Annotated in this window: 17 protein-coding genes and 1 tRNA gene; 7 read left to right on the forward strand and 11 right to left on the reverse strand. The window is 67.2% G+C overall.

The genetic code is table 11. The features are described 5' to 3' along the window. Positions 1-25 precede the first annotated feature (25 nt). The 3 genes from N911_RS17730 to N911_RS0114525 are packed head-to-tail and all read left to right on the forward strand — an operon-like array spanning position 26 to position 4,011. Positions 26-727, forward strand: coding sequence for an ATP-binding protein (locus N911_RS17730; protein ID WP_237559985.1), 702 nt, complete (start codon positions 26-28; stop codon positions 725-727). Between the two features lie 3 nt (positions 728-730). Next, positions 731-1,849, forward strand: coding sequence for an STAS domain-containing protein (locus N911_RS0114520; protein ID WP_051694456.1), 1,119 nt, complete (start codon positions 731-733; stop codon positions 1,847-1,849). Then, the gene (locus N911_RS0114525; RefSeq protein ID WP_029898394.1) at positions 1,846-4,011 is read left to right on the forward strand and encodes a chemotaxis protein CheA; all 2,166 of its coding nucleotides are present in this window, start codon (positions 1,846-1,848) and stop codon (positions 4,009-4,011) included. Before N911_RS0114520 ends, N911_RS0114525 begins: the two co-directional genes overlap by 4 nt. Before the next feature lie 109 nt (positions 4,012-4,120). Here the strand turns inward: N911_RS0114525 and pnp are convergent, their stop codons facing one another. The 11 genes from pnp to N911_RS0114575 form a co-directional block, all read right to left on the reverse strand. Next, the gene (pnp, locus tag N911_RS0114530; protein ID WP_029898396.1) at positions 4,121-6,340 is read right to left on the reverse strand and encodes a polyribonucleotide nucleotidyltransferase; all 2,220 of its coding nucleotides are present in this window, start codon (positions 6,338-6,340) and stop codon (positions 4,121-4,123) included. Positions 6,341-6,502: 162 nt separating this feature from the next. Next, positions 6,503-6,772 (reverse strand): 30S ribosomal protein S15, encoded by a 270-nt coding sequence (gene rpsO, locus N911_RS0114535; RefSeq protein ID WP_029898399.1) that lies wholly within the window; start codon positions 6,770-6,772, stop codon positions 6,503-6,505. Between the two features lie 55 nt (positions 6,773-6,827). Further along, positions 6,828-7,727 (reverse strand): tRNA pseudouridine(55) synthase TruB, encoded by a 900-nt coding sequence (gene truB, locus N911_RS0114540; protein WP_029898401.1) that lies wholly within the window; start codon positions 7,725-7,727, stop codon positions 6,828-6,830. Continuing rightward, positions 7,724-8,686, reverse strand: a complete 963-nt coding sequence (locus N911_RS0114545; RefSeq protein WP_029898402.1) for a DHH family phosphoesterase — start codon at positions 8,684-8,686, stop codon at positions 7,724-7,726. Before N911_RS0114545 ends, truB begins: the two co-directional genes overlap by 4 nt. Continuing rightward, complete coding sequence (gene rbfA / locus N911_RS0114550) at positions 8,670-9,002, reverse strand: 30S ribosome-binding factor RbfA (protein ID WP_029898404.1); 333 nt, start codon at positions 9,000-9,002, stop codon at positions 8,670-8,672. Before rbfA ends, N911_RS0114545 begins: the two co-directional genes overlap by 17 nt. Continuing rightward, positions 9,002-9,292 carry a DUF503 domain-containing protein gene (locus tag N911_RS0114555; protein WP_029898406.1) on the reverse strand — a complete coding sequence of 97 codons (291 nt, stop codon included), beginning with the start codon at positions 9,290-9,292 and terminating at the stop codon, positions 9,002-9,004. Before N911_RS0114555 ends, rbfA begins: the two co-directional genes overlap by 1 nt. A gap of 3 nt (positions 9,293-9,295) precedes the next feature. Then, the gene (gene infB, locus N911_RS0114560) at positions 9,296-12,199 is read right to left on the reverse strand and encodes a translation initiation factor IF-2 (RefSeq protein WP_029898408.1); all 2,904 of its coding nucleotides are present in this window, start codon (positions 12,197-12,199) and stop codon (positions 9,296-9,298) included. A gap of 3 nt (positions 12,200-12,202) precedes the next feature. After that, positions 12,203-12,463: a DUF448 domain-containing protein gene (locus N911_RS18135; RefSeq protein ID WP_081859269.1), complete on the reverse strand. Its 261-nt coding sequence runs from the start codon at positions 12,461-12,463 to the stop codon at positions 12,203-12,205. After that, on the reverse strand, positions 12,421-13,845 hold the full coding sequence (nusA, locus tag N911_RS0114565; protein WP_035105583.1) for a transcription termination factor NusA: 1,425 nt from the start codon (positions 13,843-13,845) through the stop codon (positions 12,421-12,423). The genes N911_RS18135 and nusA overlap by 43 nt, the downstream gene beginning before the upstream one ends. Before the next feature lie 40 nt (positions 13,846-13,885). Continuing rightward, positions 13,886-14,392 (reverse strand): ribosome maturation factor RimP, encoded by a 507-nt coding sequence (locus tag N911_RS0114570; protein ID WP_029898412.1) that lies wholly within the window; start codon positions 14,390-14,392, stop codon positions 13,886-13,888. Positions 14,393-14,513: 121 nt separating this feature from the next. Next, a tRNA-Gly gene (locus tag N911_RS0114575) sits at positions 14,514-14,589 on the reverse strand. 262 nt (positions 14,590-14,851) lie between these two features. Here N911_RS0114575 and flgF point away from each other — a divergent pair. The 4 genes from flgF to N911_RS0114595 are packed head-to-tail and all read left to right on the forward strand — an operon-like array spanning position 14,852 to position 18,213. Further along, complete coding sequence (gene flgF / locus N911_RS0114580; protein WP_029898414.1) at positions 14,852-15,670, forward strand: flagellar basal-body rod protein FlgF; 819 nt, start codon at positions 14,852-14,854, stop codon at positions 15,668-15,670. A gap of 14 nt (positions 15,671-15,684) precedes the next feature. Then, positions 15,685-16,467, forward strand: a complete 783-nt coding sequence (gene flgG, locus N911_RS0114585) for a flagellar basal-body rod protein FlgG (RefSeq protein ID WP_029898416.1) — start codon at positions 15,685-15,687, stop codon at positions 16,465-16,467. Between the two features lie 10 nt (positions 16,468-16,477). Continuing rightward, positions 16,478-17,464, forward strand: coding sequence for a flagellar basal body P-ring formation chaperone FlgA (gene flgA / locus N911_RS0114590; protein WP_035105585.1), 987 nt, complete (start codon positions 16,478-16,480; stop codon positions 17,462-17,464). A gap of 11 nt (positions 17,465-17,475) precedes the next feature. Then, positions 17,476-18,213: a flagellar basal body L-ring protein FlgH gene (locus tag N911_RS0114595; protein ID WP_029898420.1), complete on the forward strand. Its 738-nt coding sequence runs from the start codon at positions 17,476-17,478 to the stop codon at positions 18,211-18,213. Positions 18,214-18,223 lie beyond the last annotated feature (10 nt).

Consider the following 18,223-nt stretch of genomic DNA (forward strand, 5'->3'; position numbering starts at 1 on the left):
CAGAGGCGGGCTGCTCGGGTTCCACATGCCATCGAGGCTGCGCAGCGTGGACGCGGTCTGCGACGCGGTCTGGAACAGGCTGGAGCGGCTGGGCCTTGCGGAGCAGGCCTTCAAGCTGGTGCTGGGCCTGCGGGAAGCCCTGGTCAACGCCGTGCTGCACGGCAACGGACGGGGTGCGGAAGAGCGAGTGACCTGCGAGCTGCTTTTGGACGGCGACCGGCTGGAGGTGCTGGTGGCAGATTCGGGCGAGGGCTTCGACTGGCGGAGGGAGCGGGAGCGTCCCGAGCCGCTGAGCGAGTCCGGCCGGGGGCTGCACATCCTGCGCCACTGCTACGACGAGGTTGTGTTCAACGAGAAAGGCAACGAGGTGCGCTTTAGCAAGCGCGGCCTGCAACCGAGGGAAGAGGAGATGTCCGAGATCATGCGCGAGGAGAACGGCGTGGTCGTCCGGCCCGGACGGGACCTGGTGGCCTCCACAGTGGAAGACCTGCGGGCGGAGCTTGGCGACCTGGTGGACGAGGGAACCGACAGCCTGACCATCGATTTCGAAGGAGTGGACATGGTCGATTCCCTGGGCATGGGGCTGCTGGTGGCCACCCACAACTCTCTCAAGAAGAACGAGGGAAAGCTGGAACTGGTCAACGTTCCGGAGTCCATCCACGAGGTCCTGTCCATCATGCGGCTCACCCGCCATTTCGAGGTGCGGCGTACTGGCGAAGAAGGATAGGCGATGGACGACGAGCTGCTGCATTCCTTTCAGGAGGATTCCAGGGAAAACCTGGAGTCCATCGAGGGGGACCTCATGGATTTGGAGGCCGCCGGGGAGGCCTTCGAGGACGACTTGGTCAACCGGATTTTCCGCACCGCCCACTCCATCAAGGGGGCGGCCGGCTTTCTGGGGCTGGAACAAGCGGCCGGGCTGGCCCACGTGCTGGAGAACCTGCTCCACCTGGTGCGCGAGCGGCGGCTGATTCCGTCCAGGAAAACGGTGGACGCGTTCATGCGCGGGTTCGACGCCCTGGGGCGGCTGGTGGACAATCCCCTGGAGGAGGCCGAAGAGGGCCTGGAGGGGCTGGTGGCCGAACTGGAGGGCATGTACGACCCCGAGGCGCGGGACCTGGCCCACACGGATAGGGAAATCGGCGGCGGGGACGGGCCGGTCTTTACGGTGGATGACCTGACCCTGGAGGAGGCGCTCAAGGGCGGCAAGTTCCTCTATCTGGTGGAGTACGACCTCATCCATGACGTGCATCGCAAGGACAAGACGCCCTACGACGTCATCCGCGCCATGCTCGATTCCGGCTACATCCTGGACAGCAAGGTGGACCTGGAGGCCGCGGGCGATCTGAAGAGCGGTTTCGGCAACAGCATTCCATTCCACGTGCTGTACGCCACCATTATCGATCCAGAGATCGTCTCCATGCTTTTCGACGTGCCCGAAGGGCGCGTACGCCTTCTGGACAGGGAAAGCGTGCGGGCCGGCGAGCCGCCGCGCTGGGCGTCCGGAACGGAGCCGCACGCCGGAGTGCTCGCCGAGAGCATAGCCGGGTTGGAGGTGGCCGAAGAGGACGGCGCGGCGGTGGTGCGCGCCGGGGAGGAGCTGACCCTGGATACGGTGGAGAACTTGCGGCAGGCGCTGCTGCGGGCTTCAGAGTCGCGCTCCGCTGTGCGGCTGGATGTGAGCGATGCGAACCGCGCGGATTTTTCTTTCGCCCAGCTTGTTGTCTCCGCACTGCGCCACCAGGCGGAATGCGGCGGAGATTTCGGTTTCACGGGTGAACCGCCGGAACCGGTGGCGGCCTGCCTGCGCCGGGCCGGACTGGATAGGCTGCTTGGGGAGGCGACATGAGCGGGCATCGGCTGTTCGCGGAGGAAGGCCGGGAGTTGCTGGCCGAACTGGAGGCCGCCTTGCTGGAGATGGAGGCGGAGCCGGGGAATGAGGACAGCGTGCACCGCATCTTCCGCGTCCTGCACACCCTCAAGGGCTCGGCCGACATGCTGGGCCTGGACGACGTGGCCGCCCTGGCCAACGACATGGAGACGGCCTTCGACCGTGTTCGCCAGGGGGAGCTGGCCGTGGAGCGTCCCCTCATCGACCTGACTTTCGCCTTCAAGGATCGCCTGGAGGAATACATCGCCGAGCCCGCAGGGAGGCTGGACCTGGAGGCCTCGTCGCGCATTCGGCGGGGGCTGGAGCGCTTGGCTGAGGGCGGCGGAGTTTCTTCGGAGCCCCCCCGCGCAGAGCGGAATGCTTCTGCCGAGGGGGACGGCGGTGCGAAGGAATACGGCCTTGAACTGTTCCACGTACGGCTACGGCCTGTGGGCCGGGAGTTCGCGCTGGCCGACCCCGCAACACTGCTGGAGCAACTGGCCGAACTGGGCGAGGCGCGGGTGGCGGCCGGGGTGGAGGACGTGCCGGGGCTGGACGGGCTTCGCCCGGCGGTTTGTTTCATGGGCTGGGACGTGATTTTGCGCACCGGCCGGGGGGAGGATGCCCTGGCCGACATCCTGTTGTTCGCCGAGGACGCCGAGGCGGAGTACCGGCGTGTGGACGAGGCCGAGGCGGGCGAGATTCTGCGTCGGGCCTCCTGGACGCCCGCGCGGCTTTGCCAGGGGGCTCCTACCGTGGCGAGCGGTTTTTCTGCATCCACCACCGAAGGGGAGTCGCCGGAGGAATCCGGAGCGGCGGGTGAAACGTGCGCCGCCGGGTTTTTGGACCTTGAGGAAACCGGTCTCCCGGAGCCTTCCACTCCCGTCGCTGGATCCGTCCGTCCTGAGCCTCACGAGGCGGAGGCCCGGCGTCCGGCCGGGCGGCCCGCGGCCAAGAACCGGGGAAGCGAAGAGATCGCTTCCATCCGGGTAGCCGCGGACAAGCTGGACGGCATGGTGGACCTAGTGGGACAGCTTGTCATCGCCCAGGTGCGGCTGAGCCGGATTTCCGAGGACGTGCGGGACGTTAGGCTGAACGCGGTCACCGAGGAGGTGGAGCGGCTCTGCGACGACCTTCGCGAGCGCACCCTGTCCCTGCGCATGCTGCCCATCGGCACCACCTTCAACAAGTTCCGCCGCCTGGTGCGCGACCTGTCCTGCGAACTGGGCAAGGAGATCGAGCTCAAGACTTCCGGCGCGGAGACCGAACTGGACAAGACGGTCATCGAGAAGCTGGGCGACCCCCTGGTGCACCTGCTGCGCAACTCCATCGACCACGGAATAGAAACGCCCGGGGAGCGCCGGGCCGCGGGCAAGCCGGAAATGGGGACCATCCGCCTGCATGCCCAGCAGGCAGCCGGGCAGGTGCGCATCGAAATCAGCGACGACGGCCGGGGAATCGACCCGGACAAGGTGCTTGCCAAGGCGGTGGATCGCGGGCTGGTGCGGCCCGAGGCGGCCAACGGCCTGAGTGTCCCGGAAATCCTGAAGCTCATCTTCCAGCCCGGCTTCTCCACGGCCGAGAGCGTGACCAGCGTCTCCGGCCGAGGCGTGGGCATGGACGTGGTTCTGCGCTCCCTGGAGTCCCTCAAGGGCAAGGTGGACATCGACTCCGACCTTGGCGAGGGAACCACCATCACCATCGGCCTGCCCCTGACCCTGGCCATTATCGACGGGCTGGAGGTGAAGGTGGGGGAGGAACACTACGTCATCCCCCTGTCCGACGTGGAGGAGTGCGTGGAACTGCCCGGGGTCGTGGCAAACGGTGCCTGCGCCAAGGCGTACGACATCAAGGGGGCGCTGGTTCCCTGCGTGCATCTGCGCGGCTGGTTCGAACTGGATGACGAAGGCCCGCCCATTCAGCAGGTGGTGCTGGTGCGCCATGGCTCCGAGAGGGCCGGGCTGGTGGTGGACGACATCATCGGCCAGCGGCAGACGGTCATCAAGGGGCTGGGCCGGGTGCTGCGGCGCGTGCGGGGGCTCTCCGGGGCCACCATCATGGGCGACGGCTCCATGGCACTGATTCTGGACACCGCCTCTCTCATCAGCGTGGCCGAATCGGAATGCCGGACTGGCCGCTGAACTCCCGGCGATAGACAGGGTGGCAGCCCCCACAGGGGGCTAAAGCGGAAAAAGGGCGCTCCCCCGGTGGGGAAGCGCCCTTTGTTCATTTCGTTTCGCGGAGCGGAGCCTAGTTGCGGCGTCCGCCGCCTCCACCGCCGCGGCGATCCCCGCCGCGTCCGCCGCCGGGACGGCCGCCGCCCTTGGGCTGGCCGTAGTCGGCCAGGTCGATCTCCTGACCGGCCTGCTCCTGCAGCCAGGCCTTGCGGGAGAGGCGGACCCGGCCGTTGGGCTGGACCTCGACCACCTTCACGTTTACCTCCTGCCCCAGGGAGAGCAGGTCGGAGACGTTTTCGATGCGCTCAACGTCCAGTTGGGAGACGTGCAGCAGGCCCTCAACGCCGGGCAGGACCTCGACGATGGCGCCACAGTCGATGATCTTGATGACCTTGCCGGTGTAGTTGGCACCCAGTTCGGCGGACTGGTCGTAGTAAAGGATCATCTCCTCGGCCTTCTGCAGCGACTCCAGGGTGGGCGCGAAGACGTGGATCTGGCCGGAGTCCTCGATGTCGATGTCCGCCTCGGTGGCTGCGGTGATGGCCTTGATGTTCTTGCCGCCGGAACCGATGACGTCGCGGATCTTGTCCGGGTTGATTGAGATGGTCTTGAACTGGGGAGCCAGGTCGGAGACCTTCTCGCGGGACGCGGGCAGGACCTGCTTCATGTCATTGAGGATGGACAGGCGGGCGTCGCGGCCCTGGTTCAGGGCGCGGCGCAGGACCTCCTGCGGGATGCCGGAGATCTTGATGTCCATCTGCACGGCGGTGATGCCCTCTTCCGTGCCGGCCAGCTTGAAGTCCATGTCGCCCAGGGCGTCCTCGTCGCCGAGGATGTCGGTGAGCACGTAGTATTCGTCCTCGACTTTGGCCAGGCCCATGGCGATGCCCGCCACCGGAGAGGAGATGGGCACGCCCGCGTCCATGAGCGCCAGGCAGCCGCCGCAGACCGTGGCCATGGAGGAGGAGCCGTTGGACTCCATGACCTCGGAGACCAAGCGCACGGTGAAGGGGAAGTCCTCGTCCGTGGGCAGCACCGGGGTCAAAGAGCGCTCGGCCAGGTTGCCGTGGCCCACCTCGCGGCGGGAGGGGGCGCGCAGCATGCGCGCCTCGCCCACGCAGTAGGGCGGGAAGTTGTAGTGCAGCATGAAGTTCTTGGTCTTCTCGCCGGTCAGCGTCTCGATGCGCTGCTCGTCGCGGGAGGAGCCCAGGGTGCAGGAGGCCAGGGCGGAGGTCTCGCCGCGGCGGAAGAGGGCGGAGCCGTGCGTCTGCGGCAGCAGGCCCACATCCATGGACAGTGGGCGCACCGTGGTCAGGTCGCGGCCGTCGATGCGGGTGCCGGTCTCCTTGATGCGGGTGCGGACGATCTCCTTCTCCATGCCCTCCAGGGCCTTGCCCACGAGCTTGCCCAGGTATTCCTCTTTGGGGAAGCGCTCGGTAAGGGCCTCGACGGCCTTGTTCTTGACCGCCTTCTTGGCGTCCTTGCGCTCCATTTTCTGGGCCACCTGCAGGGCGGCGCGCAGGTCCTTTTCGGCCACCTCGCGCACGGCATCCTCGATGTCGGTGCGCTCCTCGGCGGGCACCACGGTCATCTTGGGCTGGCCGACCTTCTCGCGCAGCTCCTCCTGCAGGTCCAGCAGGGGCGTGATCTGCTCATGGCCCCAGGCGATGGCGTCGGCCACCACGTCCTCGGGCATGAACTTGGCCGCGCCCTCGACCATGACCACGGCGTCGCGGGAGGCGGCGAAAACGATGTTCAGTTCGTCGTTCTGAGCCATGCCCTGGTAGGAGGGGTAGAGGACGAACTCGCCGTCCACCCGGGCCACGCGGGCGCAGGCGATGGGGCCCTCGAAGGGGATCTTGGAGATGTGCAGGGCGGCGGAGGCGCCGGTCATGGCCAGCACGTCGGGGTTCACGTTGCGGTCGGCCGAGAGCACGGTCGCGATGACCTGCACTTCGTCCTTGAACCCGGCGGTGAACAGCGGCCGGATGGGACGGTCCATGAGGCGGGAGACCAGGGTCTCGCGCTCGGAGGGGCGGCCCACCTCGCGGCGGAAGTAGTTGCCGGGGATGCGGCCCGCGGCGTAGCCCATCTCCTGGTAGTTGCAGGTCAGGGGGAAGAAGCCCCGGTCGAACTCCAGGGTGTTGGTCACGGCGGTGACCAGGATGACGGTGCCTCCGGATTGCACCCACACGGCGCCGTCGGCCTGGTTGGCCAGGCGGCCGGTTTCCAGGGTGATGTCGATGTTGCCGACCTTGGTGGACAAGGCGGTCTTTTCAAAAGGTACCAGCATGAAGCCGCTCCTTGGGATTGGTTCCCCGAATGCTAGCTGGTCTGTGCCGAGGGTTTCGGCCCATGCGGCCGAAGCGCCCGCCACAGCCAACTAACCGGTTCCGGGAAACGGTTCGTGAAAAAGCGCCCGGACCGGGTAGTCCCGGTCCGGGCGCGGATGGTCCTACTTGCGCAGGCCCAGCCGGGCGATGAGGTCGCGGTAGCGCTGCACGTCTTTCTTCTTGAGGTAGTTGAGCAACTTGCGGCGCTGACCCACCAGCTTCAGCAGGCCGTTGCGGGAGTGGTAGTCCTGCTTGTGCACCTTGAAGTGCTCGGTCAGGTAGCTGATACGGTTTGTCAGCAGGGCCACCTGCACCTCGGGCGAACCGGTGTCGCCCTCGTGCTTGGCGAATTCCTCGATGATCTTCTGCTTGTCTTCGGCGTTCATGACCACAGCGAATCTCCTTGTCTGAATGGTTGCTGCCGGGTTCGCTTCCGCGTGGGCGTTCTCACCACAAGCCGCGTTCGATGTGCCAGCGGACGTCGTCGCCCTCGGCCCTGGCCTCGGCCAGCGCCAGCGGCGTCTCGTCCGGGCCGAGGAACAGCGCCCTCGCCCCGGCTCCGGCCTGGCCGCGCGTGGAAAGCCGCACCCCGTTTTTGACCTGTTTGGCCTCGTCCTCGCCCAAAACGGCGCGGGGCCAGTCGGGCAGGGCATCGGCCATGCTCACCACCCGCGAGGGCAGGGTGGAGGGATCCTCCAGCACCTCGTCCAAGGGGTGGGACCGCTCCAGGTCGAAGGGGCGGCTTTCCTCGCGCCGCAGCGCGGTCATGGCGGCTCCGCATCCTAATCGCGTCCCCAGGCTGTGGACCAGGGAGCGGATGTAGGTTCCGGCGGAGCACGTCACGCGGAAGCGGGCCCCGGGTGGATCCACTTCCACCGCGTCGGCCCGAAATATGGTTATCTCCTTGACCTTGCGGGGGACTTCCTCGCCCTTGCGCGCAAGTTCGTACAGGGGTTTCCCCTGGTGCTTGGCGGCGGAGTAGGCGGGCACCTCCTGCTCGGTCAACTCGGCCCAGGCCGCGATCTCCCGGCGGACATCGTCCGCCGTGGCGGCGCAGGGACGCTCGTCGAGCACGACACCTTGTATGTCATAGGTGTCGGTTGTCAATCCCAGGCGCAGCTCGCCCAGGTAGGTCTTGGACGCGCCGGTGAGGTAGGGGGCCAGCTTGGTGGCGCGGCCCAGAAGCACCACCAGCACGCCGGAGGCCAGCGGGTCCAGCGTTCCGGCGTGGCCGATCTTTTTCTGGCCGCACCGGCGCTTGATCTGGTTGAGGCAGTCGGTGGAGGTGGGGCCGGAGGGCTTGTCCACAACCAGCACCCCGTGCTGCTGCTCCGGCTTGCCGCTCACCCGGCGATGACCTCCCGGCAGGCCGAAATCAGAATCCCGGCCGCCTCCTCCATGGGGGCGAAGATGGTGCCGCCGGCGGCGTTCTTGTGCCCGCCCCCGTTGTGGGCGGCGGCCACCGGCTGCACGTTGGTGTCACCGTGGCTGCGCAGGGAGAACTTGATCTCCTCGGGGCCGTCCTCGCGCAGAGACACAGCGATGCGCACCCCGCGCACCTGCCGTAGCATGTTGATCAGCCCGTCGGCGTCGGTGGCGTCGGCGCCGCATTCCTCCAGCGCCCGGCGGGTGATGCGGATGAGGCCAAGTTGGCCGTCCATGCGCATCTCCGCCCGGCCCAGCACGTTGCCCATGAGGCAAAGCCGCGCCGGGGTCCACTGGTTCTGGATGCGGGCGTTGATGGGGCCGGGCTTGAGCCCCAGCTCCATGATGCGCTCGGCCACGCGCATGGTGCGGGTGGTGGTGTTGTCGTAGCTGAAGTAGCCGGTGTCCGTGACCAGGGCGGTGTACACGGCCTCGCCCAGGGGGCCGGACAGATCCACGCCGAAGTGGTCGCACAGCCGGGCCACCATCTCCCCGGTGGAGGAGTAGGTGGTCTTGACCCAGTTGAGGTCGGCGAACTCCGGGTTGCCCAGGTGATGGTCGATGTTGATGGTGCGGTAGTCGCCGAAGGAGCGTTGCAGCTCCGGGCCGGTGCGGGCCAGGTCGCCGCAGTCCAGGGCCACCACCCAGGAGTATCCCCGGGGCAGCTCGGTCAGCACCGGGCAGGGCGTCTCCATCCAGTCGAAGGTCCGGGGCATGCCGGTGGCGTTGTAGATGGCCACGTTCTTGCCCAACGCCCGGAGCAGGTAGGCCATGGCCACGGAGGAGCCGATGGCGTCGCCGTCCGGGTTGTAGTGGGAGGCGATGATGATGTCGTCGGCCTTGCGCAGGGCTTCGGCCACCTCCTCACGTTGGCGGCTCATAGACCATCCCCTCGAGGTATTCGTCGCGGAGGAAGCGCAGGTCCGGGGTGCGGCGCAGCTTCATGACGCGGCCCATGCGGGTGCGCAGGAATCCCTTGGCTTTGGTCAGTCCGGCCATGACCTCGGCTTCCCGCTCGCTCCCCCCCTGGAAGGTGACGTACACCTCGGCCAGGGAGAGGTCGGCATTGAGGCGGACGCCGGACACCGTGACCAGCTCCAGGCGCGGGTCGGCCGCCTCCTCCACGAGAAGGCGCCCCAACTCCTGCATCATGTTGTCGGCCAACCGCTGGCCCCGTTTGGAATCCGTGGGTCGCATCAATCCTCGCTGAATATGTCCACGGAGCTGTCGGTCAGCTCCTCGTCCGCGGCCGCCTCGACCATGTTCAGGGCCTTCTGCATCCTGCCCTCGAGCACGTTGTAGTCGCCGGCCACGCTGACGGCGGCGAGGTCGAGCCGCCCCGGATCGTCCAGGGGCCCGACCTCGGCCACGGAGACGTTGAATTTGCTCCGCAGCTTCATCTTGATGGAGTTGGCCACCTTGCGCTTGCCCTTGAGGGAGCGGTTGCCGTGCAGGGTGAACTCCAGTCGCAGCACGCCGAAGTACATGCGCTAGAGGGTGGCCGCCTCCTCGACCATTTCAAAGGCCTCGATGACGTCGCCTTCCTTGATGTCGTTGAAGTTCTTGATGGTCATGCCGCACTCGTAGCCCTTGGCCACTTCCTTGGCGTCGTCCTTGAAGCGTTTCAGGGAGGACAGCTCGCCGGTGTGGATGACCACGCCGTCGCGCAGCAGGCGGATCTTGGCGTCGCGCTTCATCTTGCCGTCGGTGACGTAGCTGCCCGCCACGGTGCCGATGCGGGAGATGTGGAAGGTCTCGCGCACCTCGGCCTGACCCAGGTAGGATTCGGAGACCACCGGGGCCAGCATGCCGGTCATGGCCGCCTTGATGTCGTCCACCAGCTTGTAGATGATGTCGTAGAAGCGGATGTCCACGTTTTCCTGCTCGGCCACTTCCTTGATCTTGGCCGTGGGCCGGACGTTGAAGCCGATGATGACGGCGTCCGAGGCCGAGGCCAGCAGGATGTCCGACTCGGTGATGGCCCCCGCGCCGGTGTGGATGATGTCCACCTTGACCTTGTCGGTGGAGAGCTTGACCAGGGCCTCGTTGATGGCCTCCAGGGAGCCCTGCACGTCGGCCTTGAGCACCAGGTTGAGGGTCTGCACTTCCTGGTCGGGGCGGGACTGGAGGAAGGACTCCAGGGTGACTTTGGACTCCTTGGCCAGTTCGCGCTCACGCTGCTTGGTCTGGCGGTCGTCGGCGATCTTCCGCGCCACCTTCTCGTCGGCCACGGCCACGAACTCGTCGCCCGCTTCGGGCACGCCGTCGAAGCCCTGCACCTCGACCGGCATGGCCGGACCGGCTTCCTTGATGCGCTTGCCGGTGTCGTCGAACATGGCGCGCACCTTGCCCCAGTGCAGGCCGCAGACGAAGGCGTCGCCGGCGCGGAGGGTGCCCTCCTGCACCAGCAGGGTGCCCACCGGTCCCCGGCCCCGGTCCAGCCGCGCCTCGACGATGTGGCCGCGGGCGGGCTTGTCCGGGTTGGCCTGCAGTTCCAGGACCTCGGACTGCAGGAGCAGAAGCTCCAGCAGCTCGTCCAGGCCCAGCCGCTGTTTGGCGGAGACGTTGGTGAAGATGGTCTCGCCGCCCCATTCCTCCGGCACAAGGCCCATGTCGGCCAGTTCGCGCCGGGGACGGTCCGGGTCGGCGTCCTCCTTGTCGATCTTGTTCACGGCCACCACGATGGGCACGCCCGCGGCCTTGGAATGGTTCACCGCTTCGCGGGTCTGGTCCATGACGCCGTCGTCGGCCGCCACCACCAGGATGACGATGTCCGTGACGTTGGCTCCCCGGGCGCGCATGGCCGTGAAGGCCTCGTGGCCTGGGGTGTCCAGGAACACCACGTCGCCCCGGCCGGTGGTCACGTGGTAGGCGCCGATGTGCTGGGTGATGCCGCCGGCCTCGCCGCCGGTGACGTCGGAGCTGCGGATGGCGTCCAGCAGGGACGTCTTGCCGTGGTCGACGTGGCCCATGATGGTCACGACCGGGGGGCGCGCCTTGAGGTCCTCGGGCTTGTCCGCCTCGGTGGGGATGATGAATTCCTCCTCGGAGAAGCCCACGCGCTCAACTTCGTAGCCGAACTCGGAAGCCACCACCGAAGCGGTGTCCAGGTCCAGGGACTGGTTGATGGTGGCCATGATGCCCATGCTCATGAGCACGCGCATCAGCTCGGGGGCCTTGACGCCCATCTGGTGGGCCATGTCGGAAACGCGGATGGCGTCCTCGATGCGCAGCTTGCGCTTCTGGGCCTTCATGGGCGCGGTGGTGGGCTGCGTCTTGGGCGGCGGCCCGAGCTTGGCCGCGGCCTCCAGCTCCTCGAAGCGGGAGGGGCGCTGGCCCTGCTGGGCTCCCTTGCGGCCCTTCTTGCCCTTGGGCCCCCGGGCGTCCTTGCGGCGGCCGGAAGGCTGCTGCTGTTGTCCGGGGGCGGGAGCGGCGCCCTTGCCGGGTTCCGCGGCCGGGGTGTCCTTGAACTCCACCACGCGGCGGTCCTTGCGGCGTCCGGCGCCTCCACCCGGAGCGGCGCCCTCGCGGGGCGGGCGGCCGCCGGCGGGGCGGGCGGGACGCGAGGGCTTGGCGGGCTTCTCGTTGGGGTCGGGCCGGGCGATGACCTTGACCTGCGACCCGCTGAACTTTTCGGTCTTCTTGTTCTTGGCGTCCTCGTCCTCGGCCTCTTCAGCCTTGGCGGCCTTCTCGGCCTTCTTTTCCTCGGCGGGGGCTTCGGCGGCTGGAGCCTCTTCCTCGGCGGGGGCTTCGGGCTCGGCGGGGGCTTCCTCGGGCTCGGCAGCCTCGGCGGCGGGGGCAACCTCCTCGGCGGGGGCTTCGGCCTCTGCCGGAGGAGCCTCGGGGGCCTCCTCGGGCTGAGCCTCTTCCACGGGGGCTTCGGGAGCTTCGGGGGCGGGGGGCTCCACACCCGCGGGCGTGATGATGCGGGCCGTCTGCTGCACGGGCTCGACCTTCTTCTTCCCGCGCGGCTTGGGCGCGGGCTCTTCCGCCTCGGCGGCCTTCTCGACCTCGGCCTGGGCCGGGGCTTCGGGCTCGACCGGAACCTCGGGCTTCTCCGGGGCGGCGGACGCTTCGGCCTCGGCCTCCACCGGAGGCTCCTCGACCGGAGCTTCGGGCTCGGGAGCCTTCACGGGGGCTTCGGGGGCTTCCCCGGCCTTTGCGCGCGACCGCTTGCGGCGGCGGCGCACCACGCCGGGCTGAATCTCCTTGGTGGTCACTTCCGCGGAACCGCCGCTCTGCGACAGGCGCTGACGCACCAAATCCACTTGCTGGTCTTCCAGGCTGCTCATGTGGCTTTTCACCGGGATGTCCAGGTCTCGCAGGACCTGCAAGACCTCCCGGTTGCCGACGCTCAGCTCGGCAGCCAGGTCCTTGACCCTCAATTTCGCCATCTGCTACCCCCTTTTCCGTTTCTTCAGCTTTCCGGCCATCCCCGCCAAGCGAGACCGGCAGCTTTCCGCGCGGCAACTGTAATATCCCCGCCCCGGCAACCGCTTCTCCGGGTCGGGCGTCAACGTCCCGTCTTCCGCGAGGACGTGGCGTTCAAGATCTCTTTTGTCGTTGGTTCCCCGGCAGGCCAGACAGGTCCTGCGGGGAACGTGTGTTCCCTTGCTCAGGACCGCTCCTCCCCGGAATCGGCTTCCGCTTCCGCGGATTCCGCCGTTTCCTCTTCACCGGAGCCGGGTTCGGCCGTCTCCGCCTCTTCCCCGGCGGCTTCTTCCCCGCCGGTCTCGACGTCCTCGCCCTCCAGAGAAACGTTCTCCAGCGGAGCGATCGCGCCCTCGGCGGCCATGGCGGCCTCCACGCGTGGCATCAGGAATTTGACCGCGCTGCGCAGGTTGCCCAGGTGCTCCTCGCTCAGGCCCTCGATGGACTCGAGCAAGGTCTCGTCGTCCGCCTCGTGAATCTGCTCCAGCGACTCGAAGCCGGCGGAGAGGAAGCGGTCCACATTCATTTCCACCACCGAGGCCAATTGCTCAAGCGCCTCGCGGGCGGCGTGCAGTTCGCCGTAGCGGGTCTCGGTGAAGATGTCGATCTTCCAGCCCAGCAGCTTGGAAGCCAGCTTGACGTTCTGCCCCTTGCGGCCGATGGCCAGGGTGAGCTGGTCGTCGGGCACCACCACGTCCAGCTGCTGCTCCTCGTCGTCCACCGCGATGCGGGTGATGACCGCGGGGGAGAGGGCGTTGCGGGCGTAGTCGGCGATGTCCGGCTTCCAGACCACGATGTCGATGCGCTCGCCACGGAACTCCTGCACCACCTGCTGGATGCGGGAGCCCCGGATGCCCACGCAGGCGCCCACGGGGTCCACGTCGCGGTCGCGGGAGAGAACCGCCACCTTGGCACGGATGCCCGGGTCGCGGGCAACGCCCATGAGCCGCACGGTGCCGTCGGCCACCTCGGGCACCTCGCGCTTGAACAGGGCGGCCATGTAGTCCGGGTGGGAGCGGGAAAGAATGACCTGCGGGCCGCGGCCCTCCTTGAGCACCTCGATGACGTAGCCCTGCACGCGGTCGCCGCGCTTGTAGCGCTCCTTGGGGATCTGTTCCTCGCGGGGAAGGAGGGCCTCGGTGCGGCCGAGGTTGATGATCCAGCCGGTGCGGTCGCGGCGCTGGATGATGCCGGAGATGATCTCGCCCACGCGGTCCTTGTATTCCTCGTAGATGATCTCCTGCTCGGCGTCGCGCATGCGCTGGATGATGACCTGTTTGGCCGACTGGGCGGCGATGCGGCCCAGGTCGTGCACGTCGAGCTTGAAGCCCAGGTCGTCGTCCAGCTCCACGGTGGGGTCGTGCTCTTTGGCCTCTTCCAGGGAAATCTCGGTGTTGGGGTCCTCGACCTCGTCGACCACGATCTTGAACTGGAAGACCTCGATGTCCCCGGTCTCGTCGTTGAAATTGACCTCGACGTCGATGGTGTCGCCGAATTTGCGCATGACCGAGGAGCGCACGGCCTCCTCCAGGGTGTCCACGAGGAGGTCGCGATCGATGCCGCGGTCCTTGCTGATCTGGTCGATGGCCTTCTTGAGTTCGCTGCTCATGGTGACCCCTCCGTCGGCCCGCCTGCCGGGCCGGCGGTTGTTAATGTTGCTTGCCCCTGGTCAGGGCGTCCCAATCCTGAATTTTCAGGCGGCAGGACTTCACCAACGACCAGGGAATAACCAGTTCGCGGCCGTCCGCCTCCAGGCGGATGGCCTCGTCTTCGACGGCCCGCACGGGGCCGGTGTATTTCTTGCGGTCGCCCTCGCCGGGCAGCGGCTCGGCGAGCTTCATCTCCACGGTCCCGCCCACGTGGTCGGCGAGCTGCCCGGGTGAGAAGAAGGGGCGTTCCAGTCCGGGCGAGGAAACCTCCAGGCTGAAGGAACCGGGCACGGGGTCCTCCACGTCGAGAATGGCGCTGAGGTGGCGCGAGGCTTCGGCGCACTCGTCGAGCTCCACGCCGCCTTCCTTCTCCACGTAGACGCGGACGACCTGTCCGCCGTGGGCGGTGCCCAGTTCCAGTCCCCACAGGCTGAGCCCCAGAGCCTTCAGGGCCGGGGCGAACAGTTCCTCCAGGGTGCTGGTCAGTTCCTGCCGGTTCAATTCCATCGCGATGCAATCCGTCAACCTGTAAAAAATAAAAAAGGCGGCCTGAGCCACCTCCGAAGATCCGCGCGCCGCACGCGCGACCGAAAGCGTTCCGAACCGGACAGGCGAACCGGATTCGGAGTGGAGCGGGCGACGGGGGTCGAACCCGCGACACCAAGCTTGGGAAGCTTGTACTCTACCAGCTGAGCTACGCCCGCTCTCCGGAAACGGGTTCTTCTAACACCTTTCCAATCGATGTCAAGCGTGGGAGGGCCCGCCCGTGCCGGGGCTAGAGGCTTCCTGGCCGCGCCGACGCCCCGGTGGCGCGGAGCATGCCTGGAAAGCCTGTGTGCGCCGTGTTTCCAGTAGCCACGGCTTGGTCGAGGCGGTGCGGACTCGCCGGGCGGATAGAAGGTCTTACTTTCCCGCGCGGCTTGGCAGAGCTTTTGCATCCAATTTGGCCGAGGAGGACCGCAGCTCATGCAGGACAGCATTTTCTCAGCTTTGTTCGGTGCGCTCTCCAACGAGCACAAGATGAACATGATCTCCAATAATCTGGCCAACGTGAATACCACGGGCTTCAAGAAGGACAGCGTCACCTTCGAGGATACCTTCCTCCGTTTCGCCCATGATTCCGTGGTGGACGCCAGGCCGCACATGGAGGCCGACAAGCTGTGGCCCGACGCGGAGCTCAAGACCCGGCCAAGGCTGTCGGAGCAAAGCACGGACTTCACCCAGGGGGGGCTGAAGCTCACCGGAAACCCTCTGGACCTGGCCATCCAGGGCGAGGGTTTTTTCCAAGTGCGGGACCAGAACACCGGCGACACCTTTTTGACGCGCAACGGGAACTTCACCCGCAACGCCCAGGGCCAGGTCATCGACAGTAACGGCAATCAACTGCTGGCGGGCGGCGGCCCCCTGGAGCTGCCCTCCAGCGAGACGGTGCGCATCGACGCCGCGGGCAATGTGCGCGTGGGGGACCGCACCCTGGGCCAGATCGACCTGGTGCGGCCGCAGGACCCCGGGGCGCTGGAGAAGGTGGGCAACAACCTCTTCCGCGCGCCGGAAGGCGCGGAACAGCTGCAGACCGCCCAGGCCGTGGTGCCCGAGGGGCAGGACACGCCGGTGGTCGAGGCCACCATCAACCAGGGATATCTTGAATCCTCCAACGTGGAGGTGGTCACGGAGATGGTGCGCATGATCGAGACCCAGCGCTCCTTCGAGGCCTACAGCAAGATCATGCAAAACACGGATCAGATCGACAAGCGGGTCATCCAGCTTGGCAGCAAGACAACCTAGGGAGGATTCGAGCCATGATGCGCTCACTGTGGACCGCGGCCACCGGCATGGTGGCCCAGCAGACCCACATCGACACCCTGTCCAACAACCTGGCCAACGTGAACACAACGGCCTTCAAGAAGAGCCGGGCCGAGTTCGAGGACCTCATGTACCAGACCCTGCAGATCGCGGGCACCCTCAACGAGGGAGGCAACCGCGTGCCCACGGGCATGCAGGTGGGCATGGGCGTGCGTCCGGTGACGGTGCACAAGTACTTCAGCCAAGGCGACTTCCAGAACACCGGCAACCCGCTGGACATGGCCATCGAGGGTGACGGTTTCTTCCTGGTGGATTACAACGGCCAGGACGCCTACACCCGCGCCGGCTCCTTCAAGCTGAACAACGAGGGCACCCTGGTCACGGCCAACGGCTACCCCCTGCAGCCGGAGTTCACCGTGCCCGAGGAGGCGGTCAACGTGGTGGTCACGCCCAACGGCCGCATCTCCGCCCTGGACGCCCAGGGACAGGAACTGGCCGGTGCCGACCTGGAGCTGTACACCTTCGTCAACCCCTCGGGCCTCAACTCCGTGGGCCGCAACCTCTACTTCGAGACCCAGGCCTCCGGCCCGGCCACGGCCGGCACGCCGGGCGAGGACCAGTACGGCACCCTGGCCCAGGGCTTCCTGGAAGGCTCCAACGTGGAGCTGGTGGACGAGATGGTCAGCCTCATCGTTGGCCAGCGCGCCTTCGAGATCAACTCCAAGGCCATCACCACCTCCGACTCCATGCTGCAAACCGCCATCCAGGTGAAGCGCTAGCGGAGGAGGCATGAAGCGGTTCCCGGCTTCCCTTTTCCTTCTTCCGTTAGCCCTGGCGCTGGCCGTCGCCGCCTGGGGGGGCATGGCTTCCGCCGCCACCAGCGGCCGCGAGTGGGCCGTGGTCACCATGCGGGCCGCCTGCGTTCAGGACGGCGTGGTGGAACTGGGGGAGATCGCCGCCCCCTTCGGACCGATTCCCGACAAGACCTGGGAACGGCTGGCGGACACGCGCGTGGCCAAGGCGCCCGAGCAGGGGCGGAAGGTGGTCATCAACCCGGACCAGCTCCGCTGGCTCATGCGCCGGGCGCTGGGGGACGAGGCCTCGGTGGTCTCGGTCAAGGGCGGGCTGACCCTGCAGCGGGGTGGTTACGTGGTGCGGGAGGAAGAGCTGCGCGACGTGGTCGTCGACTTTTTGACCAAGCGCCTCTCCGGGATGGAAGGGGAGATCGAGCTGCGCAATTTGCGCCTGCCGGACGCGGTGTTTCTGCCGGGTGATTTTTCCGAGTTGAAGGTCCAGGAGCCGGACGAACTGGAGCCCGGCCGGGTGAACCTGCGCATCAAGGCGTTGACGGCCGACGGCCGCGAGCTGCGCTCCATCGTGGCCGGGGCCTTCGTGGACCGATGGATCGACGTGCCAGTGGCCGGACAGCCCCTCAACTCCGGCGACGTGCTGACCATGGACATGGTTGGCCACGACCGCAAGAACGCCGCCTATTTCAACGGCGAACCCGCCTCGATGGAGGGCCTGCCCCTGCGCGTCACCCGCTCCATCGGCCGGGGCATGGTCATCTATGAGGATGATCTGGAGGGCGTGCCCCTCATCGCCCGCGGGGAGAAGGTGAGGCTGGAGTACCGCGGCGAGAACGTGACCCTGCGAACCCGGGCCGAGGCCGAGACCGAAGGGACCTTCGGCGACATGATCATGGTACGCAACCTGCAGTCAGGCAGGAAGGTGCGGGCCCAGGTCTGGGACGACGGCACCGTGGTCGTCAAATAGGGAGAAACCCCATGCATATCCTTCCCCGAACCATCCTTTCCCTGGTGCTGGCCGCCGTGGTGGCCGCCCCGGCGCTGCTGTCCGGCTGCGCCCCGGCCGACACCTCGCCGGAGCCTTCGCCGGTGCTCACCCCGCCCCCGGGCGAGCCCACCCGCCAGGATGAAAACCCCGGCTCCCTTTTCGGCACCGGCCAGGCGGAGAATCTCTTCGCCGACAACCGGGCCAGGCGGCTGGGGGACATCGTCACCGTGAAGGTGGTGGAGACCTCCGAGGGCACCCATGAGGCCGAGACCGACGCCGACAGGGCGAGCAACCTCAACCTCCAGGTGCAGAGCTTCTTCAACAAGGGCAACGTGCGGGCCACACCCTTCGGCATTCCCTCCTTCGGCCTCAACGGCGCTCCGGGCGACGATCCCCTGGCCGAGGTGCAGTCCAACTCCGAGTTCTCCGCCACTGGCGAGACAACCCGCGAGAGCGAGCTAACCGCCACCCTGGGCGCGCGCGTGGTGGACGTGCTGCCCTCGGGCATGCTGCAGATCGAGGGAGCGCGGGAGATGCGCATCAACGACGAGACCCAGGTTCTCATCGTGCGCGGATTGGTGCGGCCGCAGGACATCGCCTCGGACAACTCCATCACCTCGGACAAGATCGCCGACGCCAAGATCCAGTACTTCGGCCAGGGCGTGCTGGCGGACAAGCAGAAGCCGGGGTGGATGATCCGCGTGCTGGACAACATCTGGCCCTTCTAGGCAACGGGAC

This window comes from Desulfohalovibrio reitneri (genome assembly GCF_000711295.1).
GTDB classification, from domain to species: Bacteria; Desulfobacterota; Desulfovibrionia; order Desulfovibrionales; family Desulfovibrionaceae; genus Desulfohalovibrio; species Desulfohalovibrio reitneri.

Coding starts and splice junctions, on each gene's coding strand:
- N911_RS0114595 (WP_029898420.1), top strand. CDS start 17,476: ATGCATATCCTTCCCCGAACCATCCTTTCCCTGGTGCTGGCCGCCGTG.
- N911_RS0114570 (WP_029898412.1), bottom strand. CDS start 14,392: ATGGAATTGAACCGGCAGGAACTGACCAGCACCCTGGAGGAACTGTTC.
- infB (WP_029898408.1), bottom strand. CDS start 12,199: ATGGCGAAATTGAGGGTCAAGGACCTGGCTGCCGAGCTGAGCGTCGGC.
- pnp (WP_029898396.1), bottom strand. CDS start 6,340: ATGCTGGTACCTTTTGAAAAGACCGCCTTGTCCACCAAGGTCGGCAAC.
- flgF (WP_029898414.1), top strand. CDS start 14,852: ATGCAGGACAGCATTTTCTCAGCTTTGTTCGGTGCGCTCTCCAACGAG.
- flgG (WP_029898416.1), top strand. CDS start 15,685: ATGATGCGCTCACTGTGGACCGCGGCCACCGGCATGGTGGCCCAGCAG.
- N911_RS17730 (WP_237559985.1), top strand. CDS start 26: ATGCCATCGAGGCTGCGCAGCGTGGACGCGGTCTGCGACGCGGTCTGG.
- rbfA (WP_029898404.1), bottom strand. CDS start 9,002: ATGCGACCCACGGATTCCAAACGGGGCCAGCGGTTGGCCGACAACATG.
- N911_RS0114555 (WP_029898406.1), bottom strand. CDS start 9,292: ATGTACTTCGGCGTGCTGCGACTGGAGTTCACCCTGCACGGCAACCGC.
- N911_RS0114525 (WP_029898394.1), top strand. CDS start 1,846: ATGAGCGGGCATCGGCTGTTCGCGGAGGAAGGCCGGGAGTTGCTGGCC.
- N911_RS0114545 (WP_029898402.1), bottom strand. CDS start 8,686: ATGAGCCGCCAACGTGAGGAGGTGGCCGAAGCCCTGCGCAAGGCCGAC.
- flgA (WP_035105585.1), top strand. CDS start 16,478: ATGAAGCGGTTCCCGGCTTCCCTTTTCCTTCTTCCGTTAGCCCTGGCG.
- N911_RS0114520 (WP_051694456.1), top strand. CDS start 731: ATGGACGACGAGCTGCTGCATTCCTTTCAGGAGGATTCCAGGGAAAAC.
- nusA (WP_035105583.1), bottom strand. CDS start 13,845: ATGAGCAGCGAACTCAAGAAGGCCATCGACCAGATCAGCAAGGACCGC.